The following is a 25,136-nucleotide window of genomic DNA, read 5'->3' as shown; positions in this document are numbered from 1 at the left end:
AATTAAATATTAACTATTATGAAAACAACTAAAATTATATTCATTACTGTATTAATAAGTCTTCTGTCTACAGTTGGACTAGGACAAGAAAAAAAGAAAAAAACAACCGAGATCAATTTTAATGTCAATGGTATATGTGACATGTGCAAAGAGCGTATTGAAAACGCGCTTGATGTTAAAGGTGTAAAATTTTCCGAATGGGATGTTGACACCCATAACTGTACTGTTATTTATAAACCAGCCATCATTTCTGCTAAAGAAATCCATCAGTTAATTGCTGATGTTGGACATGACACCGACTCTATAAAAGCGACTGACGAAGTTTATCGTAATATTCACGGATGTTGTAAATATAGAGACTAATGCGTTTCTACTTATTTCTATTTATCGTGTTTGCAGCAAGTACGATAAATCAACTTATGGGGCAAGAAACCATAAGAGGCTATGTTTATACGTTAAGTGAGAACAATAAATTAACGGCACTTCCTGGAGTTCACATTAAACTATTGGAAGAAAACACAGGAACTGTATCTTCTACAACAGGTTACTTTTCTGTAGACACTCAACTTCCCAATCCACAAGTTACGTTTAGTTTTATTGGTTTTAAAACAGATACTTTAACCTACAGTTCTACCGACACCTTAAGAATTGTTTTACAAGAAGGCAGCATCTTAGATGATGTGGAAATTATCTTTGAAAAAGGAGACTATTACCTTTCGAAAGTAGACCCTATTAACGCACATACAATGGGACAAGGAGAGCTCAGAAAAGCTGCATGTTGTAGCTTAGCCGAAAGCTTTGAAACCAACCCGTCTATTGATGCTAATTATGCAGATGCAATTACTGGAACTAAACAAATTCGAATGCTAGGACTTTCTGGAAAGTATGTCCAAATTATGCAAGATAACATTCCCTCTGTAAGAGGTTTAACGAGTATTTATGGCCTGGATTATATTCCTGGAGCTTGGATTAACTCCATACAGGTTTCTAAAGGAGCTGGATCTGTGGTAAATGGATTTGAGAGTACAACAGGTCAAATTAATATTGAGATGAAAAAACCAGGAAACTCAGAACGCCTACATCTCAACCTATTTGGAAGTGCTCAAGGAAGATTAGAAGCGAATATTTACCTAGATCACCCCATAAAAAAACACTGGGAATCTACCTTATTATTGCATGGCAAAAATCAGCAATTTGAGTTTGATCAAAACAAGGATAACTTTTTAGACCAACCTCTCGTCAACCATTTGATTGTAAGAAACGAATGGAAGTATAGCAAAAATAACATTCGGATGACCTATGGAGTTGGTGGATTGATTACCGATAGCAGAGCGGGTACTTTATTAAATCAATCTAATATTCCTAGTTATCAGGTTAACTCCAAAGCCCAACAAATCAATTCGTACGCAAAAATTGGTTATTTATTTCCAGATAATGACTATAAAAGTTTAGCGATCCAGCTGGCTGGTAGTTATTACAATTATGAGGGAGATTTCTCTGGTCAAGAATATCTGGGGGCACAAACTTCTGGTTATATCAATACAATTTTCCAGAATAAAATCAATGAAAATCAAACCTTTAAAACTGGAATTAGTGGGAATTATGATCATTATAAGGAGACGATAGACCTAGACACTAATGAACGAGCTAACTTTTTATTAGAAGAACAAGTTCTTGGCGGATATTTTGAACATACACTTAATAAAAATAGGTTTAGTTTAATTTCTGGCTTAAGAGCTGATTACAACTTTGTGTATGGAGCTTTTTTAACCCCTCGTTTGCATGGGAGATATAACCTATCGGAAAAAACAACTGCTAAATTTGCTGTTGGAAATGGAACAAGAACCCCTAATGTTATTATGGAAAACATTGGGTTAATGGCTAGTTCTAGAAAGTGGATCATCAACAATGAAAATAACTCACCTCGTTATGGACTCCAACAAGAAAAAGCTTGGAATTTCGGATTGGGGATCAATCAAGAGTTTAAATTAAATAGAAGAAACGGATCCATTCAACTTGATGTTTACCGAACGGAATTTACCAACCAAGTGGTCATTGACCTGGAACAATCAACACAAACCGTTAATGTTTACAATTTAGATGGCCAATCTTTTGCTAATTCACTACAAGCTGAAGTCAATTATCAATTAAACAAACGTTTAGATATTCGTTTAGCATACCGATACTTAGCTGTAAAAACAACTTATCAAACAGGACTGCAAAGCCTTCCTTTTGTTGCTAAGAATAGGGCATTTACTTCGCTATCCTATTCTTCAAGAAAAAACAAAAAAGGCAGTTTATGGAAAGGCGAATTGACAGCACAATGGATTGGACAACAAAGAATTCCCGCTACCCAAAGTAACCCCATACAATATCAGCTGAGTGACAACGCACCTGATTATTTTTTAATTAACAGTCAAGTTACCAGAATCTTTAACCAACATTTTGAGGTTTATCTTGGTGGTGAAAACCTAACGAACTTCAAACAAGAAAACCCTATAGTCCAAGTAAACAACCCCAATGGAAACTACTTTGATAGCTCATTAATTTGGGGACCAATAATGGGGAGTAATTATTACATAGGATTACGATGGACTGTTCAATAGTGACTTTTATCACTCTAAATAAAAGAAGAATACTGTAACTTTAGCATACATTCAATTGCTAAAAATTTTAAAATGACAAATTCTTGCGATACTGGAGGAAGCTGCGGTTGTAACAATACAACTGCAGCACCTACAAGACCTTTGATAACCAAAACTAAAGTTAACGAAGATCTAAGAGACTATTGGGATACGATATACACTGTGGTTGATTATGAAAAAAACGGGTGGTATGAAAAAGTTCCAGAAAAAACACTGGCGCTAATTGAACAACTAAACCTTGTAAAGGACGCACATATTATGAATATTGGAGCGGGAACCACAACATTAATCGATGAGCTTTTAAACAGTGCTTTTACTAACATATCAGCGACTGACATTAGTGAAACTGCCCTAAACTTACTTAAGGAGCGACTTCAACAACAAGCAAGTGCTATTAATTGGATTGTTGACGATCTTACACGACCAACCCTCTTAAAAAGTATTGAGCCTGTTGACTTATGGATAGATCGTGCTGTATTTCACTTTTTTACCGAACCAAAAGACCAAGAGGAGTATATTCATTTACTAACTGAAAAGGTTCAAAAAGGAGGCTATGTAATCTTAGCTACTTTTAATCTTAATGGGGCTACAAAATGTAGTGGATTACCTGTAAGAAGATATAATGAGTTAATGCTAAAAGAGAAATTAAAAGACAACTTTGACTTAATAGAAAGTTTCAACTACACCTACACTATGCCATCGGGAGATACAAGACCTTACATTTACACTTTATTTAAAAGAAAATAGACTATACATCAGAAAAGTTTGTTATTTTGGAGGTTATATCTAAAAGTTGCCTAAACTTCAAAATGGAAAACACCTTATTGAATATCAAAAATCTTACTACGCAGTTTAAGACTGAAGAAGGCTATTTTACTGCTGTAAATGAGATTAGTTTTGAGTTAAAAAAAGGAGAAACCATTGGGATAGTAGGAGAATCTGGCTCTGGAAAATCTGTAACTTCGTTGAATGCTATGCGTCTTCTTCCTGAGGATGAAAAAGTAAAAAGAACTGGTGAAATTCTTTTTACCAAGGCTGGAGAAACCATAGACTTAGCTAAAATTTCGGAGGTAGAAATGCGCAAGATTCGAGGGAATGATATTGCAATGATTTTCCAAGAACCAATGACAGCTTTAAATCCTGTATACACCTGTGGTAATCAAGTGTCTGAAGCGCTATTATTACATCAACAAGATTTAACCAATATCTCAAGCGGAGCAAAAATCGCTACAAAATTGGGTTATCAATTCTTAAACCTTTTTAGAAAAATAGGCAATATAGCGACTGTAGGAAAAGCTCGTTTTTTTAATAAAAAATGGCTAACACCAAGTGAAAAGAAAGCACGCATAAAAACCATAGAACTCTTTAAAAAAGTTCAACTACCTCGACCAGAGCATCTATTCGACAGTTATCCTCATCAATTATCTGGAGGACAAAAACAACGTGTGATGATTGCAATGGCGTTATCCTGCAACCCCTCATTGCTGATAGCCGACGAGCCAACAACAGCCTTAGACGTTACAGTACAAAAGTCGATTTTAAAATTAATGAAAGACCTCCAAAAAGAGTTTAAAATGGGGATTATATTCATTACACATGACTTAGGAGTTATTGCTGAATTGGCCGATAAAGTTCTAGTGATGTATAAAGGAGCCATTGTAGAACAAGGCTCTGTTCAAGAAATTTTCACCAATGCCCAGCACCCTTACACCAAAGGTTTGTTAGCATGTAGACCACCTTTAGATATACGTCTCCGCCAACTGCCAACCAGAGATTTATTTATGACAGAAGTTGGTGATAAGATGCAAGCAACTTCTCTTTCTGTAGACGCAGTATTAGAAACTTTAAAACTCGATAAAACTGCCCTCCAAGAAAAACACGAAGTCTTATATAACCGTCCTCCATTGGTTTCTGTAAAGCACCTAAAAACCTATTTCCCAAAAGAAAAAAGCTTAATAGGAAAACCCAAAGAATGGGTCAAAGCTGTTGATGATGTCTCTTTTGATGTTTATAAAGGGGAGACCCTAGGGCTAGTTGGTGAATCTGGTTGCGGAAAAACAACATTAGGCAGAACCCTACTAAAATTGATTGAACCTACTTCTGGAGAAGTTATTTATGATGGGAAAGAAATTTCAGGATATACCAATCGACAGATGAGGAAATTACGAAATGAAATTCAAATCATCTTCCAAGACCCTTACTCTTCACTGAACCCTAAAGTAACAGTTGGAGAAGCTATAGCTGAGCCATTAATTGTTCACCAACTCTACAACAACAAAAAGGAAGTCGTTGCTGAAGTTCAATCGCTTTTAACTAAAGTAGGGCTTAAACCCGAACATTACCATCGATACCCTCACGAGTTTTCTGGAGGACAACGTCAACGAATATGTATTGCAAGGTCAATTGCCCTAAAACCGAAATTAGTCATTTGCGACGAATCTGTTTCAGCATTAGATGTTTCTGTTCAAGCTGAAGTCTTAAACCTACTCAACGAAATAAAAGAAGAGTATAAACTAACCTACTTATTCATTTCACATGATTTATCTGTAGTAAAATTTATGAGTGATCGTATTATGGTAATGAACAAAGGAAAGATTGAAGAAATTGGAGAAACTGAAACAGTTTATAGCTCACCATCTTCAGAATACACTAAAAAATTAATTGCTGCAATTCCTAAAGGACTTACTGTAGAATCGAGTATTGCTAATTAGTTTTAGCGACTCCAAACAAGTACTTTGTTTTATCAAGAGGTTCTGCTAATAGATAGATCTTATCCCCAACTTGTTGTGTAATTTTTGCATTAAAAACCAAGTCGAACGGAGCACCTTTAAAACTATCCTTTACAGGGCCAACTTTATAATTACCCTGGTTATCAATGGTTATATTTCTTGCTCCTACCGCTACATTTTCACCAAAATCATTGTCTGCCTTTTTATCAAAATACCCTACCTCATTATAAACAATAGATAAATTATTGTTTGCTGTATCGTTAAAGCAAATAAAAGAATTCCAATATCCTTTTTCTGTCCAATCATTTTGATTCATTTTTAAAGGTACATCCCAAATGAAGTTTCCTTTATGATCAAACGAACAGATAATAATTCCATCTTTTAACTCTTTATTGACACCTGTTTTAGTATTGGCTTTACTTTCGCGATGTTCTAAAATTAGCGCAATATTTTCTTTTTGTATAAGTACCGAATTGGTCTTAAAGTTAGACAACCCTAACCCATTTTTTTTCAATACTTTTTCAGTTGTAAAAGCAAGCATTGTTTCATGTCTAAAACCATATTCTTTTCTATAAACCATATTTGCATTCACATCAAACTTAGCAATATAAATGCCCTCTGCCCTCATACTATTAGGAGAGGTATAGGTTCCTCCAACAATGAGTTGTCCATTAGCATCTAAGACATATTGAGCATCTAAAATTGGTTTATAATTCAATTTAAACTCTTTAAAACTCACATTTCCTCCCGTACTATACCCTATAACATAATATTTACTTTGATTTTGAACGCGATGGCGCTTTAAGAGAAACACCTCTCCTTTGTTATTAATCATAGGAACATTTATTCTTCGTTTTTGAGAATAAATGGTATTCATTAAATAAGGTTGAGATCTCAATAACTTAAATTGCTCATTGTAGACGTTGAAGACAATAGCTTCTTTTTTTCCTTTGTTATGCGGTTTTTCAACAAGTACAAATAATTGCTTAAAATCAGGACTTATGCTCACTTTAAAATTATTATGTAGTTTTCCAACCAAAGCTTGTTCAGCAACTAACACCTCTTTAACCTCATCTGTAGCTATCAATTGTGCATACAATTCATTCTTCTTTGTTCTACCATTATAAACAGACGAAAAAATAGTTAAAGCATCGCCTACCCTATACACCCCAAGACATTTACCTTTTAAGGTCAATACCTTAGTACTTACATCTTTTTCAGCATCAATAAAATCTAATCTTATCTTTTGTTGAGACGACTTAAAGACTACCACCTTATAATCATCAAATGCTATAAGCTTTGAAATTGGCACTTCTGATTTCTCCACAGGATTCACCCAATCAAAATAGGTCAATTGAGCCATATAATTTTCTGCGATAAAAAACAGAAACAAAATGAGTATGGAGTATTTTATTTTCTTCATTACCTTAATTACAAAGTAACATATTTTTTCTTTTTATTCTCATTCATTTAGGAAGTCTTTAACAGCTTATCTAATCAAAGTGATGTTTCCTTTTTCAAAATAGGTTTCTCCCTCCCCACAAGTTACCTCTAAATAGTATACAAATACAGCTGGATCACAATCCTTACCTTTATATTTTCCATCCCATCCTTTTCCTTGCTGGGTGGTTTCAAATACTAATTCACCCCATCTATCATAAACCCTAAACAAAAGTTTTTCTATATTGTTTCCTCTTACGTACAAATTATCATTAGCATGATCACTATTAGGTGTAAACGCATTGGGAACATAGACATCTTCTTCTCCACATAGCAACTCCTTAACATAAATAGTAATCGAGTCTGATTTTGTACAACCATTCTCTTCTACTGTTAAATAATACGTTGTTGTTATTGTTGGATTAACTTGTGTTACAGCACTATTAGGACTACTCACTCCTTCTATCCAAGTATAGGTATAATTGCCCCCATTTGGACTAGCATAAAGTGTTGTACTGCCTCCTTCAACAATCGTATCGTTACTCGCTGTTGCTTGGACATTAATAAACCCTAGTTGATTGACCGTTACTGTAACTTCATCTTCTACTTCACATCCGAAAGTATTAGTTCCTTGAACAGTATACACAGTTGTTGTATCAGGCTGAACAGTGATTGTTGTTGTTCCATCTCCTGCAATTATTTGATTATCCGGAGACCAATCATAAGTTAATGGGTAATTAGGTGCTAAATTGGTAACGGTTATTGTTGTTTGATCTCCCCTACAGATTTCACCAGGAACGCTTAAAGAAATTTGACCAGAAGTTACCACTACAGATACACTATCCGTCAACACGCAACCATCTTCACTAACTTGCACATAATACATGGTAGGCTCAACAGGGCTTATAGTAATGGTGCTATCTGATAAAGGTTGATTAATCGTATCCGAAAAATTGGGATCTTGCGACCATACAAAGTTTGAACTTGTACCTCCAGTATTTGCCCACAAATCAATGATTGATGTATCAGTACATAAAACAGTATCATTACTTGTTGACAAGGTTAAATCCACCACATTAATTGTAAAACTGATAACATCTGAACATTGGCCAAAGCTTGAGGTAACAGTATAGTGTGTTGTTTGAGTTGGGTTTGTTAATATTGGTGTAAAGAAGTCTCCAGACACAATCACTGAATCTGGCTCCCAATCATGCACCATTGTATTAAACAAATAGTCATTATGTACCATTACAGATACGGTATCTCCTTTACACATTGATGGAGGAGCTACTACATGGTGGTTTCCAAACACAGAAGAGATCATAACACTATCTATCAAAATACATCCATTATTTTCAACCTTTACATAATACACATCAAAACCTGAACCTTGCACTGTAATTTGGTTGTTTACAATTGGTGCATTCAAAGTATCGGCAAAACTTGCAGTTGAAGACCATATATATTCTGATGAAGTTCCATTGGCATTAGCAACTAAATCAACAGTGAGTGTATCAAAACAAAGAACAGTATCTTCTGTTACCACCAATTCAATAGGCGTTATCGTAAGAACATGCTGTAAAGTATCAAAACAACCACCATTTTCTGCATACAAACGATATACAGTATTCGCTTGTGGACTAACGACAACAGAAGCCGTTCCATCTCCACTGATAATTGTACCATCAGGTTCCCAATCATAATTTACATTATTGGTTGATGCTGTATTGGTTGCTTGTAAGGTGATTAAATCTCCCTGGCATCCAGCTACAGGTCCTATAATTCCTGTTTGACCAAAAACTACATCTACAGAAACACTATCCACAACCGAACAACCATTGCTCTCTGCCAAAATATACAATGTAGTATCATTTTGAGGTAAAACTGCTAAACTTCCATTGGAAGCATTTCCATTAATGGTATCGGTAATCTGAGCATTAGTTGACCAAACAAAACTGGTATTTCCTAACGATGAAGTTGCATTAAAATTCACTCCTAAATTAGCATTACAAACTATCGTATCATTAGGAATAAAAACATCTACAGCCGTAACGTGAACCAAATGTTCTAAGGTATCTAAACAACCATCTGCATTGATGGCCAAAGCATAAGTAGTTGTCACTAACGGACTCACTTGAATAGTTGGAGAACCGTCTCCACTATTAATACTGGCATCTGGAGACCAATCATAAGTAAGGTTGACTCCTCCAGAAAAAGTGGTACTTGCAGAAATACTAAGTGCATCCCCAGCACAAATGGCATTGCTCCCTGAAACCGTAACATCCCCATAAATAGTTGTTACTGCCACACTATCTATAATTTCACATCCATTATTATTCGCCTTGATATAAAACTGGGCAGTATTGGCAGGCATTAACGACAAGACACTGTCATTAATATTTCCATTTAATGTATCTTGAAATAAGTTGGAAGAAGACCAAACAAACGCATCACTTGTTCCTGAAGAATTGGCAACTAAATTTACATTACCAGCAACAAAACAAAGTGTGGTATCGTCAGAAACCGATAGCAAAGGGGTATTGACTTGGACCGTTTGTCGAACAGTATCGGTACAAGTTCCATTCGAGACTAGCAAGATATAGTTTGTTGTAATAGTTGGATTAGCAAAAGGATTAGAAACTGTTGTACTGCTCAAACCTGTAGCAGGAGACCATTGGTAAGTAATTGATGGATCAGGATTGGGCAACAATCCTATTTGAGCCGTTTCTGAAGGGCAAATATTTACCGTTTGTAAACTACTTGATGTATTCCCCAGCACAATAATTTCCTGTTCAATTGTATCTGCTAAATTACAAGATGCAGCGTCTGATACAATAAGCTGAATAGTATAAGTACCTGGTTGAGTATAGCTATTGGTTGGATTCGCGACACTACTGGTATTACCATCTCCAAAATCCCAGCTATATGTTGTATTGGGTTGTACTAAACTGGTGTTCTCAAACGTATAAGTATAAGGGGCGCAACCTAAAGGAGGAGCTACAAAATCGGCTATAATCGATGGGATTTCAAAATCCATTTTAAACACCCCAAGATTACAACTATTATTATTGGTGCTAGATACTGCATTAGCTGGCAGAATTGGCATATTAGAATCTCCTCCACACCCTGCGCACATGGCTTGATAAATTTTTCCTTTTCGATCAAATCGGCTGGTTCCTCCATCTACATGTTCAGTAGCCGAAGCGCTTCCAAAATACGATCCATACACTAAACTGGTCGCATCATCTTGCATCACCATTACATAAAAGTCACTTCCATCTGTTGTACTTTGAAAAGCATCAAAAGTAATCGGCATATTGTTGGTTGTTCCGGCATTGTTGGCAAGTGACCCTAAACTATTAACACTTCCTCCCCATCCAGAGAGGTATATTTTATCACAAACATCAACTAAAAAAGCTGTTGGCGAGATATTAATCCCATTCCCAGCTCCAAAAACAGTTGAATATATTCTTGTATTTAACTGTGGGCTTAACTTACTAATAAACTGTCCACTCCCAGGGACATTCCATGTTGCGTTTTGAATAAAATCTGTCCCGGAATGTTCCGTTTGTCCAAACAGATAAACAGCATTATCATTATCCAATTCTACAAAATAACTTTGATCATAAGTTGAAGAACCATAATAACTAGAATTGACGATTGATTGTCCATCTTGACTTATTTTGGTAATAAAACCATCACTTCTTCCACCTTGTAATGTAGTTTGATAAGCTCCTGTGGTTGTTGGAAAAGAAACAGAGGCCGTACCACCTGTCACATACAAATCATCTTGACTGTCTAATGCTAAGGAATAACCTGCATCATGGTTCTCACCTCCTAGAAAAGAACTCCAAATTACATTTTGCAAAGCATTATCCATTTTGGTCACACAAGCATCTAAACTTCCTCCTCCATAGGTTGTTTGAAAAGCATTAGCAGTTACAGGATAATCTGAACTTCTAGTACAACTGATAATATAAATATTGTTGTTTTGGTCAATATCCAACTCCCCCCTTACTTCATCAGCATAATTATAACGTAAGATGTTTAAGTTTGCATTGGTAGAAGTAGAATTTAACCCATCGTTTTGGCTCCCTCCTAAATAAGTAGAGCCTAATAAATTAGCACCATTTGCACTAAGGTGTGAGACAATTAAATCGGATCCATTCACATAATTTACACCTAGACCATTTTGTAAGTTGTTCGGGGTTCCTCCATTAAAAGTAGCGTCATAACATCCTACTGTTGTTGGAAAGTTATTCGAACTTGTTGTTCCTAAAACAAACAACTCATCTAAACTATTAACGATTAAACTATGTGGTAATTCATCACTACTTCCTCCTAAATAAGTTGAATACAGCAAAAAGGTTCCAGTGGTGTCGAACTTAGAAATAGCAATATCAACGATTCCTCCACTAAAAGAGGTATTATAAGCCCCTAAGGTTGTAGGGTATTGATTTCCGAAAGCAGAACTTCCAGAATATAAAAAACCTTTAGAATCGAATGTTGCGGTATAACCAAAATTATTAGAAAACGACCCAGAATATGTTGAAAATTTTAAAGTTGGATCAATAACTAAATCATAAGATGGATGGTATCCTTCTGGCAAATCAAAAGTTAACACATTTCCATCTAAACGATAAGCACAAGGAACTTCTACCACCTTTCCTTCTATAATTTGATAAGCAAAGGGCTTATCTTCTACAATATGGTTAACTGTTGTAAAGATATGTAGCCTTTCGTTTCGTATTTCCACTTTATCAGCACCTTGATATGCTATAGCTATCGCATTGGGATTTGCTCCTTTTCTAACAATTAAATCGTATTTTAAGTCAAACAATTTTGTATAAACTCTAGCGTCTATTCCTTCATAAATTCCTTTATAATTAATCGTATGATAAGCCTTGACATTTCCAGCCCATTTAGAGGCATCATCTCCAACAAAAAAATTATAATACTCTGGAGTTTGATCACTTCCTTCTAACTCAACATTAGGACTTGAATTTTTGAACTGAACTTTATAAGCGTGCCAATCTAGTGTTTTAAAATCTCGATTGATGGTCTTGTCATAATGCGATTTGATATAGGCATTTGCTTTTTTAACATCCATTAAATTGAATAAAAAGCCATCATTTTCTAGATAGAAAAAACCACTTTGTACATCTGCTTTATATTGAACATTCTGATGCCATTGATTTTTATTTTCGATAAAAGTATAGCCGCCTTTATGCTCTTGGGAAAAACCCCAAAAAGTTAGAAAGAGAAATACTACGATTAAACGAATCATAATGCAATATACGACGAAAAATATTGATACAAAAAAAGGAGTATAGCAAACAACTATTTTCAACTAAAACTAACTCAAGAAATCTTGAATGGAGTTCCCTTTTCTACCTATTCCTTAAATCCCAAACAGCGTTAATCTCCTTTAATCGTACAAAAAGCAGCTCTACCCTCTAAAACTTACAGAATTATCTTAAAATAAATGAGTGAAATATTTTTTTTTGCATCGGATAGCATTATACTTGCAAAAAAAATTTAATTCATTAAAAAACAAAGATTTATATGAAACGTATTATTATTTCGGCTGTATTAATTTCTATTGCATTATTCTTAAACTCTTGTGGTGGAGCAAGCTTAGAAGGAACATGGAAAGTAGATCCTTCTAGTTTGGATTTAGTATTAGGCGAAGGTTTTCCTGAAGAAATGAAACAAGGGGTTGAAGAAGCAAAAAAAGAAGCAACTTCTGCTGAAGCTAAAGATGAGGCTAACAAAGTTACTTTAGAATTATTGGCTGATGGTAAAGCTTTATTAAAACATGCTGATCACGCTGATGAAACTCAGGAGTTTAACTGGAAACAATCTGGAAAAGTATTAAACTTAAACGGTGAGATTGATGGAGAAAAATTCAACATTAATTTAGATATCATTTCTTCTTCAGCTAATGAAGTAACAATCGGTTTTACTGGAGAGTCTTTATTGGAACAAGTAAAAGCTGAAAGACCTGATTTAATTGAGCAAGTTCCTGCTATGATTGATTTAGATAAAATGGTTAAAGGTGCTAAAGTTTCTGTAAAAATGAACAAAGCTTAATCATTTGCAAAACAAATTAAAAAAAGGAGTTGAATATTCAACTCCTTTTTTTTGTGCTCATTTATTCTAAACTGGTTTTATTGACTAGCTTTAAGGTTGTAGTATAGAGAGGTTCTTGTTCCATTTTTGCCTTAAGCCAAGCATAGAAACTAATTTCAAAAATATCTTCTCTGATTGGTATTTTCCAATTAAACCCCAGTTCAATCAACTCCTTAAATTCTGGTGAACTAGGATTTTCCTCTTTTAAATAAACGGTTTTTATCACATTAAAAAACTGTACTACTCTATCCTTATTAGTCTCCTTTAAATATGGGATATACTTTCTTTCAAAATGCTTTACTTTTGATGTTACATAATCATAATCGTCCAGTTCTATAAACGTCAAAATTTCGATCAAATTCCGTTTTATTACCCACTCAATATCAGCCTGTTTAATGTACCATGAGTCGGTATGATAAAACCGAGCTAAACGTTTCTTTGCTTCTTTAAAGTTTTCTTGTTGAAATTCATAAACGACCAAACATAAATAAACATCCAACATTGCAAAGGTTTCATAGCTTACTTTTTGACTTATTAACGCTAACAATATGTTTTTAGCTTCCTCATGCTTTCCTTGATAATTTAAATTCAGTGAATACAAACAACTCCATAAAGGTCTAAAATGCTGCTCTAACTTGTGCGTTTTTTTTAAGATCACATGAAGCTCATCTAAAGTTGCAAGACTTTGATCAAATGACTTTTTCCTAAAATAAATATTGGCTATGATATATAATATTTGAAGCTTATAATATTGCTCATTAAGCGTCTTGGGGGCAGTTGACTTAATTTGATTGTAGTTATTAATTACAAAACGCTCAATAGATAAATAATCTTTGGTAGCAATTGCAAACGCATGAGCCATTTGAGCTAATTGGTACACAATCCGATAACTGTATCTAATGTCATCTGAAACTTCATATTTAGCAAAAAGTTCTGCCTGAAGCTCATCAAAAGATTGATACGCAGGCTGTGAAGCATCTTTGTAATAATTTTTTATTAATGCATATATTTTATTCAGCTTCTCTTCATTAATCAATAGGTGTAGATTTTTTTCCGACTTATCCATGATTTCTCCCAGCTCAGTATTGGTGAAACTATTGTACTCGATCATTACATGATATACTTCATTTAATAAAAGATAGCTACCTAGCTCTTCTGCCTTAATCTCTGCTTTCCTAAGCAACTCATCTCCTTGATTGTATAATTGCTGCTGAAATAAACCTCTTGCTACTACCAACAATTTAGTTACCTCTAGTTCTTCTGAGATTTCTTTTGAAATTAACTCTTTAGATTTAAACTGAATAAATGAATCCAATAATCGCTTTCTCAGGGCATGATATGCATTTTTATTATCCTTACCATAAAGCAATTCTGGTATTTGCTTTAGGTTAACTTTTGCATCTTTCAGCAGGCCAAACAATTCAACGTTTTTTTGATCAGGCCGTTTGCTTTGTTCCTTTAAAAACAATTTAAACTTCTTCGTTTCCTCATTAGAAAACCGTAAAAACACCGCTCTTAAATCCATTTTATATCGTAATTATAAAAAAACATAAAAAACTGTTTATCAGCAAAATAAATAACTTCCAATGCGTTTAAAACATAAATATATCATAATTTTTAATTTTCAACAACATTTAATTCAGCTCATCTTTGTGGTATCAAATTAAAAAATCAATTGTTATGGAAAATTTAACTAACGAATTAGAAATTAAAGAAAGTAAAGTAATGAAGCACAATAAAGCGAACAAAGACCTTAATAAGCCTACAGGGGCATTTGTTGGAGCATCTTGGACAGTTCTTTTAACTGGAATGACCGCTTACTGTATAGGACTTTGGAATGCTGCTATGGCCTTAAACGAAAAAGGATACTACTTTGTCATTTTATTATTTGGCTTATTTGCTGCTGTATCTGTTCAAAAAAGTGTTCGAGATCGTTTAGAAGACATTAAAGTTACAGATATATACTATGGTATTAGTTGGTTTGGAACAATAGCTTCTATACTGTTACTGATTATTGGTTTATGGAATGCAGATTTAACTGCTAGTGAAAAAGGATTTTATGGCATGTCTTTCACTTTAAGTTTGTTTGCTGCTATTACGGTTCAAAAAAACACAAGAGACCTGGCATTATACAACAATAAGAAATAAAAAAGGGAGGTTAAAACCTCCCTTTTTTTATAATTAAAACTTTTTACGTCCACGTTTTCTATAGCCATTCTTTGGTTGGAACACCATCGAAAATTCTATAGCTCCTCTTCCATCATTTACACTATTCAGTGTAGAAGTTGTAATATCATAGCTAATTTTATAACGGAGGTAATCATATTGTAAACCTAATATAATTCCTATCGCGTCTTTATGTCTATAATTAGATCCAAAGAAGAACTCTAAATTTTGCTCTTTAATACTATATGAACCTACACTTTGGCCTTTCATTCTGTATGAACCTAACAAGCCAAATGCTAACTCTCGAGCGGTTCCTTGCATCATGTATAATGCTTGTACATTAACATCAAACTCTTTAGTGATATTAAACTTAGATCCTCCATTAAACGAAAATCTTCTAGGAAGTTTAGAATCAACCGACTCCATTAAAATAGATTCTTTAGGAGAGGTAATATGGAAAACACTAATACCAGCAAATGGATGATACCTCTTTTTATCATCTGTATACTCATAATAAATTCCATAGTTAAACTCTGGCATTGTTTTATTAAACCTTACAAACGACTCTTCACTTGGCAGTTGATTATTAAATGTTCCTTTGTAATATTGATTATCAAAAACTAAATCCAAGTTATTGGTGTTTTTATAAATCACTCCAGCTTGAAGTCCAGTCGTCAACAAATGCTTATTGTCTTTTGGATTGGTAATACGGTACGCACCAGAAACAACAAAGTTAAAAGCATTATAAATTTTAGCCCCATCGTAATTGGTCAAATATGCACCCACTCCCCATCTTTCATTTACAGGCATATCGTACGCCAAAGAGAACGTTGTAAAAGGTTTAGTAGCTACTGACCTCCATTGATTCCTAAACTGAGTTGCAGCTCTATATTTATACTCCTTAAACATCCCCGTTCTAGCTGGGTTGAACATTGGCTCAATTTCATCAAACTGTGTATAGTGATAGTCTTGAGCAAAAGCTTCTGTATTCATCATAAAAAACAAAGTAGAAGCTAACGAAATATATTTTAATACTGTTTTCATATTCTTAATGTTTTGTTCTAATTTGTTATCTAATAATTGATACACTTCCTTTCTTAATATACTCTTTTCCATCCAGTCCAATTACAATTGCACTATATACGTAATCGCCTTTTGGTTGGTCTTTTCCATTATGAGTTCCATCCCATCCAACGTTTACATCATTTGACTCAAAGATAAGGTTACCCCAGTTATTATAAACTCTCAAAATAACCGAATCAAAAGGTCCACCTCTTACATACAACACATCATTTTCCCCATCTCCATTTGGAGAGAAACCAGATGGAACAACTGGAGGATAATAAGGCTCTTCTTCTGGCAATACTGTTAGCGTTAACAAGGCTGTATCAGAACATCCGAAAGCATTGGTAACAGTTTGTAAGACATTATAATCACCTTCAGTAGCGTATGTATAAGTTGGATTTTGGTCTGTTGAGTTTCCAAAACCATCTCCAAATGTCCAATACCAAGATACTCCTCCTACTGATAAATCAGAATACCCGACTTCCTGTCCTACAATCACATCCCCTGTTGGCAATGAGAAATTCGCAATAGGCGAACCTTGAACAACAACAGATTGAGTTAAAGTATATTCACACCCTAAATTGGATACTACTTCTAAGACAACATCATAAGCCCCAGAGTTTGTATAAAGGTGGATTGGATTAGGTGATTGCGATGTACCTCCATCTCCAAAATCCCAATTCCATTCAGAAATAGAACCAAAATGAACAATTGTACTATCGTAAAAACTCATAAAATTATTTTCACAACCATCAGAATTAGCAAAATCTACGGTCAATGGATCAGCAAACTCGATGGTTATAGAATCCATATCACTTCCACATATTTGAGATCCTATTGTCGTTAAATAAACTTGAATTGTTCCACTACCTAAATCAGCAATACTAGGAACATAAACCGCATTCAATGTCGTATCATTTGGATGGAATGTACCTGTTCCACCTGTTGACCATTGTCCTCCTGAAACGTTAGAAACAGATCCCGATAATGGAATTGAATCAGATGTTGTACAAGCTTGGATATTCACACCTGCATTAGCAGATGGAACAGCTTCGATTGTTACCATAACAGTATCAACACCTTCTAGACACGAACCATGGTCTGTAGTTGTTAACACTAGTTCAAAGAATCCATTTGCAAAATCAGTAACACTTGGTGTATATACAGCATTAAAATCTGTTAAACTAGAGAAACTTCCTGTCCCTAAAGTAGACCACTGTCCTTGTGTTGCCCCACCTGAAACATAACCATTTAATGGTGCTGTGCTTGGCTCTGACCCACACATAAAGAAGTCATTTCCAGCAGAAGCATAGGCATTACTTCCAAAGTTAATCGTCATGGTATCTGTTTCAGCGATACAACTTCCATTATTGGTAGATGTTAAGACTAAATCGACACTTCCATTAACTAAATCTCCTGCTCCAAAGTGATATTCGGTAGTCAATGATGTAGTACTTGGTGTAAACGTTCCTGACCCAAGCGTACTCCACACTCCAGTTGTTGATCCATTCGATACCACACCTTGTAATACGGTAAAAGAAGATGTCGAACATACTGTTTGATCTACTCCTGCATTTACATTAATTCCTGTTGTAATGGTTAATCTCATAGAATCAACTACTGCGTTACAATCGCCATTACCAATAGAAGTTAAATAAATCCAAACTCCTCCATTAGCTACATCTTGGCTACTTGCACTATATATAGCATTTAATGATTGAATATTAGGACTAAATACCCCTGTTCCATTTGTACTCCATTCTCCTCCAACTGCTCCAATAATATTTCCGCTTAACGCAATTACTGCATTCGTTCCACATACCGAAGTGTCAGCTCCTGCATTAACCGTTGGAGCTGGTGTATACGTTACTCCTATTACATCTGAAGCATTGTTACAACTGTTTGTTGCCGATAAACTAATATTTACAGATCCCAAAATTAAATCTGCTGCACTTGGCACATAAACAGCATTCATATCATTAATATTTGGTACAAAAGTTCCTGATCCGCTGGAGTTCCACTCCCCAATTGTGGCACCACCACCAATAACTCCAGTTAACTGAACATTTCCGTTATTTTCACAAAGCACTTGGTCTGCTCCTCCATCTGCTGTACCAGTTGGAAAGATGTTAATGACCATAGTATCTGTTTCTGGTGCACATTGACCAATGCTAGTTGCCGAAAGCACCAAAGTTATGGTTTGATTAAGTGAATCTTGAGAACTAGCAATATAACTGGCATTCAAATCAGTATTCGATGGATTAAATGTCCCTGTACCACTAGTTGTCCACACTCCTGTTGTTGTAGCACCTGATACACTTCCGTTTAATGGGATGGTTAAACTATTAGCACATACTGTTACATCTTGTCCAGCTGCAACAATTGGAGCTGGGGTAATGGTTACGGTTATATTATCGGTATCAGCATCACAACTATTAGCAGTTAGTGTTAGTGTCACAGAACCTAAAGCTGCATCAGCAGGGCTTGGAATATAGTTTGCATTCAATGTTTGATTATCTGGTACAAACACTCCTGTTCCATTTGTTGTCCAAACACCTGTACTTGCTCCACCACTCACGCTTCCTGCTAAGTTTATGGTAGAGTTGTTTGCACATACAGTTACATCTGACCCTGCATTGGCAATACCAGCAGGTAAAATTGTTACCAACATACTATCAGAAACTGGTGTACAAGCGACATTATTGGTAGATGTTAAGGTCAGCATTACACTTCCCGCTATTGAATCAGCAGCACTTGGAACATAGTTCGCATTGAGTGCTGTGGAGTTTGGCACAAAGAATCCTGAACCTGAAGTAGTCCAGTTTCCTGTATTGGTAATTCCTGAAACAGAACCCGAAAGTACAACGTTCAAGTTATTCACACATATTGTCTGATCTACACCAGCAGCAACTACTGGAGATGGATCTATAGTAATGACAACACTATCACTTTCCATATTACAATTGGCATTTCCAGTCGATTGTAGAATCAGTAGAGCTGTTCCATTGGTAATTTCAGAAGTTGATGGTGTATAAGTTGCGCTTAAATCAGTATTCGATGGAGTAAAACTTCCTGTTCCTCCAATCCATTGTCCTCCTGTTGCTATTGTAACGTTTCCATTTAACGTCACTTGAGGGTTATTTTCACATGAAGTAATATCTAAACCAGCATCTACTGTTGGCGCTGGAGTAAAGGTTATTAACATATTATCTGACTCTGCATTACAGACTCCATTCCCTGTTGTTGTTAAGGTTATCGTTGCGCTTCCGTTTGCCAATTCTGTAGCATTAGGTGTATAAGTGGCATTTAAAGCATTATTACTCGGAGAAAAAGCTCCTAAACCACCCGACCATTGTCCACCACTAGCTCCATTTACAGAACCAACAAGGTTAATCGATGCATTATTAGAACAAGCTGTTTGATCTAATCCAGCGTCAGCAACTGGAGCTGGTATAATCGTAATTAAAATATCATCTGTGATTGCCGGACAGTTACCATTTCCAGTAGAAGTTAGAGTTAAGTTGACACTTCCTGCTGTAACTTCTGCATTTGATGGTGTATAAACTGCATTTATATCTGTATTAGACGAAACGAAGTTACCTGTTCCTCCACTCCAAATTCCTCCTGTCGCAGTTGTGATTACTCCTCCTAAATTAACCGCTGAGTTGTTGGCACATGAAGTTTGGTTTGGTCCTGCATTTACTGTTGGTGTTGGTGTTATTGTAATCATAACACTATCAGATACTGGATTACAGTTACCATTTCCTGTGGTTGTTAGCATTAATTGAACAGAGCCTGTTGTAATTTCAGCTGCCGATGGTGTATAAGTAGCATTCAAATCTGCTGCGTTTGGAGAAAATGTTCCTGCTCCTCCCGACCAGAAACCTCCAGTTGCAACGGTTACAGAACCTCCTAAAGTTACCGCTGGGCTACTACTACAAACTGTCTGCGCAGCACCTGCCTCAACTGTTGGAGAAGGGGTAAAGTTAATGGTCATGTTATCTGTTTCTGCATTACAATTTCCATTTCCTGTTGTCGTTAGCGTTAAGTTTAAACTCCCATTGGCAATCTCAGCACTTGTTGGGTTATAGGTTGCATTTAGCGTATTATTATTTGGAAGAAAAACTCCTAATCCTCCTGTCCATTGCCCCCCTGTAGCCACCGTCGTGGAACCATTTAAGGTAACTGCCGAATTATTCGAACAAACGGTTTGATCTGTACTGGCATTTACTGTAGGTGATGGTGTAAAATTAAGTGTTACAACATCCGATACTGCATTACAGTTTCCATTCCCTGTGGTTGTTAAGGTCAAGACTGTGTTTCCTGATAATATTTCTGCTGCTGATGGTGTATAATTAGGGTTTAATGCGTTAACATTCGGAGAAAATGTTCCAGCTCCGCTCCAAATCACTCCTGTAGCCAATGTACGAGACCCAGCTAAGTTGACTTGTGCATTATTAGAACACACTGTTTGATTAACTCCGGCATCAACTGTAGGTGATGGTGTAAATGTTACAATGACATTATCTGTTTCTGCATTACAAACACCATTTCCTGTTGTTGTCAAGGTCATTACTAATGTTCCTGCATTAATTTCTGCAGCTGTTGGGGTATATGAGGTTGTTAAACTAGAACTATTTGGGCTATATGTTCCTGCTCCTCCACTCCAAACACCACTTGCTGCTATGGTTACACTACCATTTAAAGAAACGGCTGGATTATTTTCACAAACAGAAACATCACTTCCTGCATTAGCGACTGGTGCAGGAGAAAAAGACAATTGCATTTGATCATCTACTGGTGTACAATTCCCTGTAGAAGTCAACGTTAAAATAATAGTACCTAGCGAGATATCAGCTGGACTTGGTACATAAGTCGCGTTCAATGCTGTTGCGCTAGGCAAGAACTGCCCTGAACCTCCTGTCCAAATTCCTGTGGTAGAACCTCCTGCCACAGATCCATTCAATGTTGCACTATCATTGGCACATACTGTCTGGTCTACACCTGCACTAATATCAATTTTAGCGGCAAACTCAGAGAAATAACCAAATCGACAACCTGAAGATGCTCCTCCATTGATAATACCAACAGCAAAAGCGTCTGAAGTATTCGTAATAAGCATATTGGTATTGATCGGAATATCTGTTGTATTATATGAAATTTGGGCTTCCATCCAAGCTCCTCCTGTACCTGGAACTGGCGAGAATGCTCCTGCTGGTATAAGTGTTGTATTTCCATTCAAAGCAAAATTTCCTTGAGAACCTGTAGGAACTAAGATATTTAGGCCAAAAAACTCAGTTGTAGAACGTACGAAGTTTACTTGATCAGACCCAGCACAATTTAATGGAGGTAATAAGGCTCCACCAACTTCACAACCAAATCCAGAAATATGAAAACAATATGCTGGTTCGGAGCAATTGATATACGTTGCTTGAGCTGTAATAGGCACTTCGTAAGTCTCTCCTGCAAAAAGGGTTGTAACGTAAGTTCCAGCCACAGTTACAATACAATTATTTCTTGTCGCTGTAATAAATGCACTTTCAGGAACTGTTAATCCACCTCTTTGAACAATGTAGTCTGTTCCTACAATATTTGTTGGGACTAATTGATCTCCTACTAAATCTCTACAACCTGCTGGCTGCGGCCATACAGAATCATCTTTTGTTGAAACTGCAATAGGTTTATCAGAAACTATAGCTGTTCCTGCAGGATTATCTATACCAGATGTACTCGTTACAGAACCAGAATAGGTTTGACCACGATTCAACGTTATGGTATATGATGTTAACGCTGGGTGTCCTCCATCTAAAGGAACTCTTGGGTAAATTAATATTGTTGTATTATTTTGTGTTGCTACGATATCAAAAGACGTGTATGGCGTTGGAGAATAATTTCCATTTCGCCATTTTGATTGAAAAGGTGTATAAAATTCAGTTCCCAATCCATTATCTCCTTTAAGCGCATATATATCTGGGTTAAAACCAGTATTTATTTCATAGTAACAAGTAATTTTTTGTGTCGAACTAATATGCAACCCCGTATTGAGCACAGTATTGGATGGCCTTGTCTCAAGGTTATTTAACTCTGCTGATAAATCGACTGTAGTTGCTGCATTTGCAGCCATTGTTAAGACGATAGGAGTTCCTCCATTAAACCCTGGATTTGCAGGCTGAGAAATTGTTACTGTTGCCGGATTTGCTCCAGTCGCAATCCTCAGCATTACAGGATTATCTGTTACGTGACCTGATGTTACCTCTGGTGGAGCTAACCAAAAATCAGTTCCTGATTGTGCTTTTAACACATAAGAAATCGAAAACAAACATAAAAATATTAGTATTTTTTTAAACATAACACACCTAATTTATTAATTATGCAATGCTACAAAAAAATACAGTATTATGGTAGTCTTTTTATCTAAATCAGCGATAAAAGCTGATAATCATGTGATAATTAATATTTTCTTAACCTTATTCACTATCAAGGGATAGCGCTTTAGTACTTGAATATAAATAATAATAAATCAACACTTGAATGAGGATTAATGGTCTAACAGCCTCATTAAATTCTTGCGGTAAAGCAATCCAAAACAAAATGATTGCAAAAGAATAAAAAGCCATAAATAAAGCATACTTATTTAGTAACTTTTTCTTAAAAAGCAACAACACTATTGTAACAAGGTGAATAGGGTTGGCCCATAACAAATTAAAATTAGATTTTGTAGGTTCATGATCAGTCCCCAACCATAAAAAAAGAACTACTCCCCCTAATATTCCAAATAATAACAACATCATTACATCCAAAGAAAGTGACAACACTCGTTTATTGATCAAATGGATAACCAATACCAAAAAGAATACCCCCCAAGTAATTGTAGAAGGAGCCCACCCGTCATAAGTGCTGCTCACTCTGCTTTTCCCAACTAACAATACCTTTTCTCTGGCAACTAGATTTTGCTCTCCTGTAGTAGTTTGGATCTTAGATAAAGCCAAAAACTGTTCTAAATACTTGGGTAAGAACTGCATTTCTTCACTCGTCGTAATCTTATCTATTTTCTTACCTAAAGCTAAGTCTATACCGAAATCTGACCAGGGTTGAGAAGTGTGTACTTGTTTATCTATTAATTGGCGATATGTATATCGATTGGCCTCGGGTAATTCTGAAGAGTTTAAACTTTCACCTAAAGCATTTTTTAACAACTCCCCTATTCTTGTTGAACAATTATCGAAGAAAAAATCATATCTATAATAACGGTTTTCTGGTTTATAGTTCTCCTGTATTGCATTCCACAATTGTATTTTTTGTTTGTATGTTAGGTTTAGAATTTGTTCTCTAACCGTTCTTTCTTCTAGTTGATAGGTGTACATAAAATTTTCAAACAACTCTTCAGCCATATAGTATTTTAGCTTTCCTTTGGCAAAGCGATATTGAAAATCGAGTTCATCACTTCCAAATTCAAACATCCCCCAATTGTATACAAAATCGATATGGTTTCTTACGTCTTTAACTCTCAGAGCACTATGTCCGAACAGCGAATAAATTTCATCTCCTTCATCACAGGTAATCACACTTATCACTGTTCCTTGAGAAAGTCTTTGGCTATAATTTATTTGAAAAAGAAAAAATAGACCAATCGATAATAAGATATACTTCATGAAAAACAACTTAAAAATGCAATTCAAAATTAAGAAAATAACGTTAATCCTGAGAATGCAGGATGAGAAATCAACGAAATATCGAATGAAATAAATATCTTAGCACCTTAAACTATGAGGAAGCTTGCTTCTTTACGAGAAGAACTATGAGGATTATACTATTTACAGGAAAAGGAGGGGTTGGAAAAACAACTACAGCAGCTGCTACAGCATTAAAGTCTGCTCAGCAAGGAAAAAAAACATTAATCATCTCAACTGATCCAGCTCATAGTCTAAGCGATGCCTTAAATCAAAAACTTGAGCCTGAACCAACTGAAATAGCTGAAAACCTATGGTGTATGGAGTTTGACGTTTATTATTCCATGAAAAAATACTGGGGTAATATGCGTGAAATGATGAAAGCTATTTTTAAGTTTCAGGGGGTGAAAAATGTGGTAGCAGAAGAGCTTTCTGTATTACCAGGAATGGAAGAAGGTGCTGCTTTTCTTTGGATTGAAAAGTTTTACAGAGAAAACACTTTTGATGTTATTGTAATAGATAGTGCTCCTACCGGAGAAACATTAACGCTTTTGAGCTTACCTCAAGTAACTAAATCTTGGTTAACCAAAGCTTTTCCTGGGCAACAGTTTGCTGTGAGAACACTGGGGAAAGTGGTAAGAAAAACCACAGGTATACCTGTTGATAAAGGTTATGATGAGATGCAGCAATTGTTTGACAAATTAGAAACCATTCAAAAGGCATTTTTAGATCCCACAATCTGTTCTATACGTATTGTAGCCAATCCTGAGCGAATGGTTGTTCAAGAGTCGAAAAGAGCTTATTCTTATTTACAACTTTATGGTTATAATGTAGATGCAGTTGTTGTCAATAGAATATTACCAGAGTCTGAAACGGCACTATTTGGTCACTATATCAAGAAGCAAAAAGAATATCTTGAAGAAATTGAGGAAAGTTTTGCTCCATTACCCATTCTTAAAGTTCCTCATCAAGGAAAAGAAGTTTTTGGCACCGAATTACTCAATGAAATTGGTAACACTATTTATAATGGCGAGGATCCAACACAGGTCTTTCACTTAGAAAAGCCATTAGAAGTCAAAGACATTGAAGACGGTTATCGTGTAAAGCTAAAAATACCTTTTATTGAAGAAAAGGATTTTGAGTTAAAAAAGTTTGGTGATGAACTAATCATTGATTTACAAAATAGACGTAAGAATGTTTTTTTACCAAAATTTGCCAACTATATGAAAATGGAGCATTACACCTATGATGCACCTTGGTTAACCATTGATTTAAAGCGTGATTAAACA

13 protein-coding genes are annotated in these 25,136 nt (G+C 35.5%); 7 read left to right on the top strand and 6 right to left on the bottom strand.

Annotation, left to right across the window (positions count from 1 at the left end):
* Window positions 1–18: 18 nt before the first annotated feature.
* From N4A35_00575 to N4A35_00560, 4 genes are all read left to right on the top strand, one after another.
* Window positions 19–363 (top strand): cation transporter, encoded by a 345-nt coding sequence (locus tag N4A35_00575; protein ID MCT4579883.1) that lies wholly within the window; start codon window positions 19–21, stop codon window positions 361–363.
* Entirely contained in the window at window positions 363–2,606 is a 2,244-nt protein-coding gene (locus tag N4A35_00570) for a TonB-dependent receptor (GenBank protein ID MCT4579882.1), read from the top strand. Before N4A35_00575 ends, N4A35_00570 begins: the two co-directional genes overlap by 1 nt.
* A 72-nt stretch (window positions 2,607–2,678) precedes the next feature.
* Window positions 2,679–3,392, top strand: a complete 714-nt coding sequence (locus tag N4A35_00565; protein MCT4579881.1) for a class I SAM-dependent methyltransferase — start codon at window positions 2,679–2,681, stop codon at window positions 3,390–3,392.
* Between the two features lie 62 nt (window positions 3,393–3,454).
* Window positions 3,455–5,356, top strand: coding sequence for an ABC transporter ATP-binding protein (locus N4A35_00560; GenBank protein MCT4579880.1), 1,902 nt, complete (start codon window positions 3,455–3,457; stop codon window positions 5,354–5,356).
* Here N4A35_00560 and N4A35_00555 read toward each other — a convergent pair.
* On the bottom strand, window positions 5,349–6,797 hold the full coding sequence (locus N4A35_00555) for a hypothetical protein (protein ID MCT4579879.1): 1,449 nt from the start codon (window positions 6,795–6,797) through the stop codon (window positions 5,349–5,351). The genes N4A35_00560 and N4A35_00555 overlap by 8 nt on opposite strands.
* A 66-nt stretch (window positions 6,798–6,863) precedes the next feature.
* Complete coding sequence (locus N4A35_00550; GenBank protein MCT4579878.1) at window positions 6,864–12,101, bottom strand: gliding motility-associated C-terminal domain-containing protein; 5,238 nt, start codon at window positions 12,099–12,101, stop codon at window positions 6,864–6,866.
* A 278-nt stretch (window positions 12,102–12,379) separates the two neighbouring features.
* On the opposite strand from N4A35_00550, the gene N4A35_00545 reads away from it, so the two are divergent.
* On the top strand, window positions 12,380–12,907 hold the full coding sequence (locus tag N4A35_00545; protein ID MCT4579877.1) for a hypothetical protein: 528 nt from the start codon (window positions 12,380–12,382) through the stop codon (window positions 12,905–12,907).
* 61 nt (window positions 12,908–12,968) lie between these two features.
* On the opposite strand, the gene N4A35_00540 is transcribed toward N4A35_00545, so the two are convergent.
* Window positions 12,969–14,471: a hypothetical protein gene (locus N4A35_00540; GenBank protein ID MCT4579876.1), complete on the bottom strand. Its 1,503-nt coding sequence runs from the start codon at window positions 14,469–14,471 to the stop codon at window positions 12,969–12,971.
* 200 nt (window positions 14,472–14,671) lie between these two features.
* Here N4A35_00540 and yiaA point away from each other — a divergent pair, with 200 nt between their 5' ends.
* Complete coding sequence (gene yiaA / locus N4A35_00535) at window positions 14,672–15,094, top strand: inner membrane protein YiaA (protein MCT4579875.1); 423 nt, start codon at window positions 14,672–14,674, stop codon at window positions 15,092–15,094.
* A 33-nt stretch (window positions 15,095–15,127) separates the two neighbouring features.
* On the opposite strand, the gene N4A35_00530 is transcribed toward yiaA, so the two are convergent.
* From N4A35_00530 to N4A35_00520, 3 genes are all read right to left on the bottom strand, one after another.
* On the bottom strand, window positions 15,128–16,156 hold the full coding sequence (locus N4A35_00530; protein MCT4579874.1) for a PorP/SprF family type IX secretion system membrane protein: 1,029 nt from the start codon (window positions 16,154–16,156) through the stop codon (window positions 15,128–15,130).
* Between the two features lie 25 nt (window positions 16,157–16,181).
* A complete protein-coding gene (locus tag N4A35_00525) occupies window positions 16,182–22,526 on the bottom strand; it encodes a PKD domain-containing protein (protein MCT4579873.1) in 6,345 nt (2,114 codons plus the stop codon).
* Between the two features lie 118 nt (window positions 22,527–22,644).
* Window positions 22,645–23,829, bottom strand: coding sequence for a DUF4105 domain-containing protein (locus N4A35_00520; protein MCT4579872.1), 1,185 nt, complete (start codon window positions 23,827–23,829; stop codon window positions 22,645–22,647).
* Between the two features lie 146 nt (window positions 23,830–23,975).
* Between N4A35_00520 and N4A35_00515 the strand changes: the two genes are divergently transcribed.
* The gene (locus N4A35_00515; protein MCT4579871.1) at window positions 23,976–25,133 is read left to right on the top strand and encodes an ArsA family ATPase; all 1,158 of its coding nucleotides are present in this window, start codon (window positions 23,976–23,978) and stop codon (window positions 25,131–25,133) included.
* The last annotated feature ends 3 nt before the right edge of the window (window positions 25,134–25,136 follow it).

It is taken from the genome of Flavobacteriales bacterium (assembly GCA_025210295.1).
GTDB lineage: Bacteria > Bacteroidota > Bacteroidia > Flavobacteriales_D > Parvicellaceae > S010-51.
The sequence above is the reverse complement of the archived record's forward strand: the minus strand, read 5'-3'. Positions and strand labels throughout refer to the sequence as shown.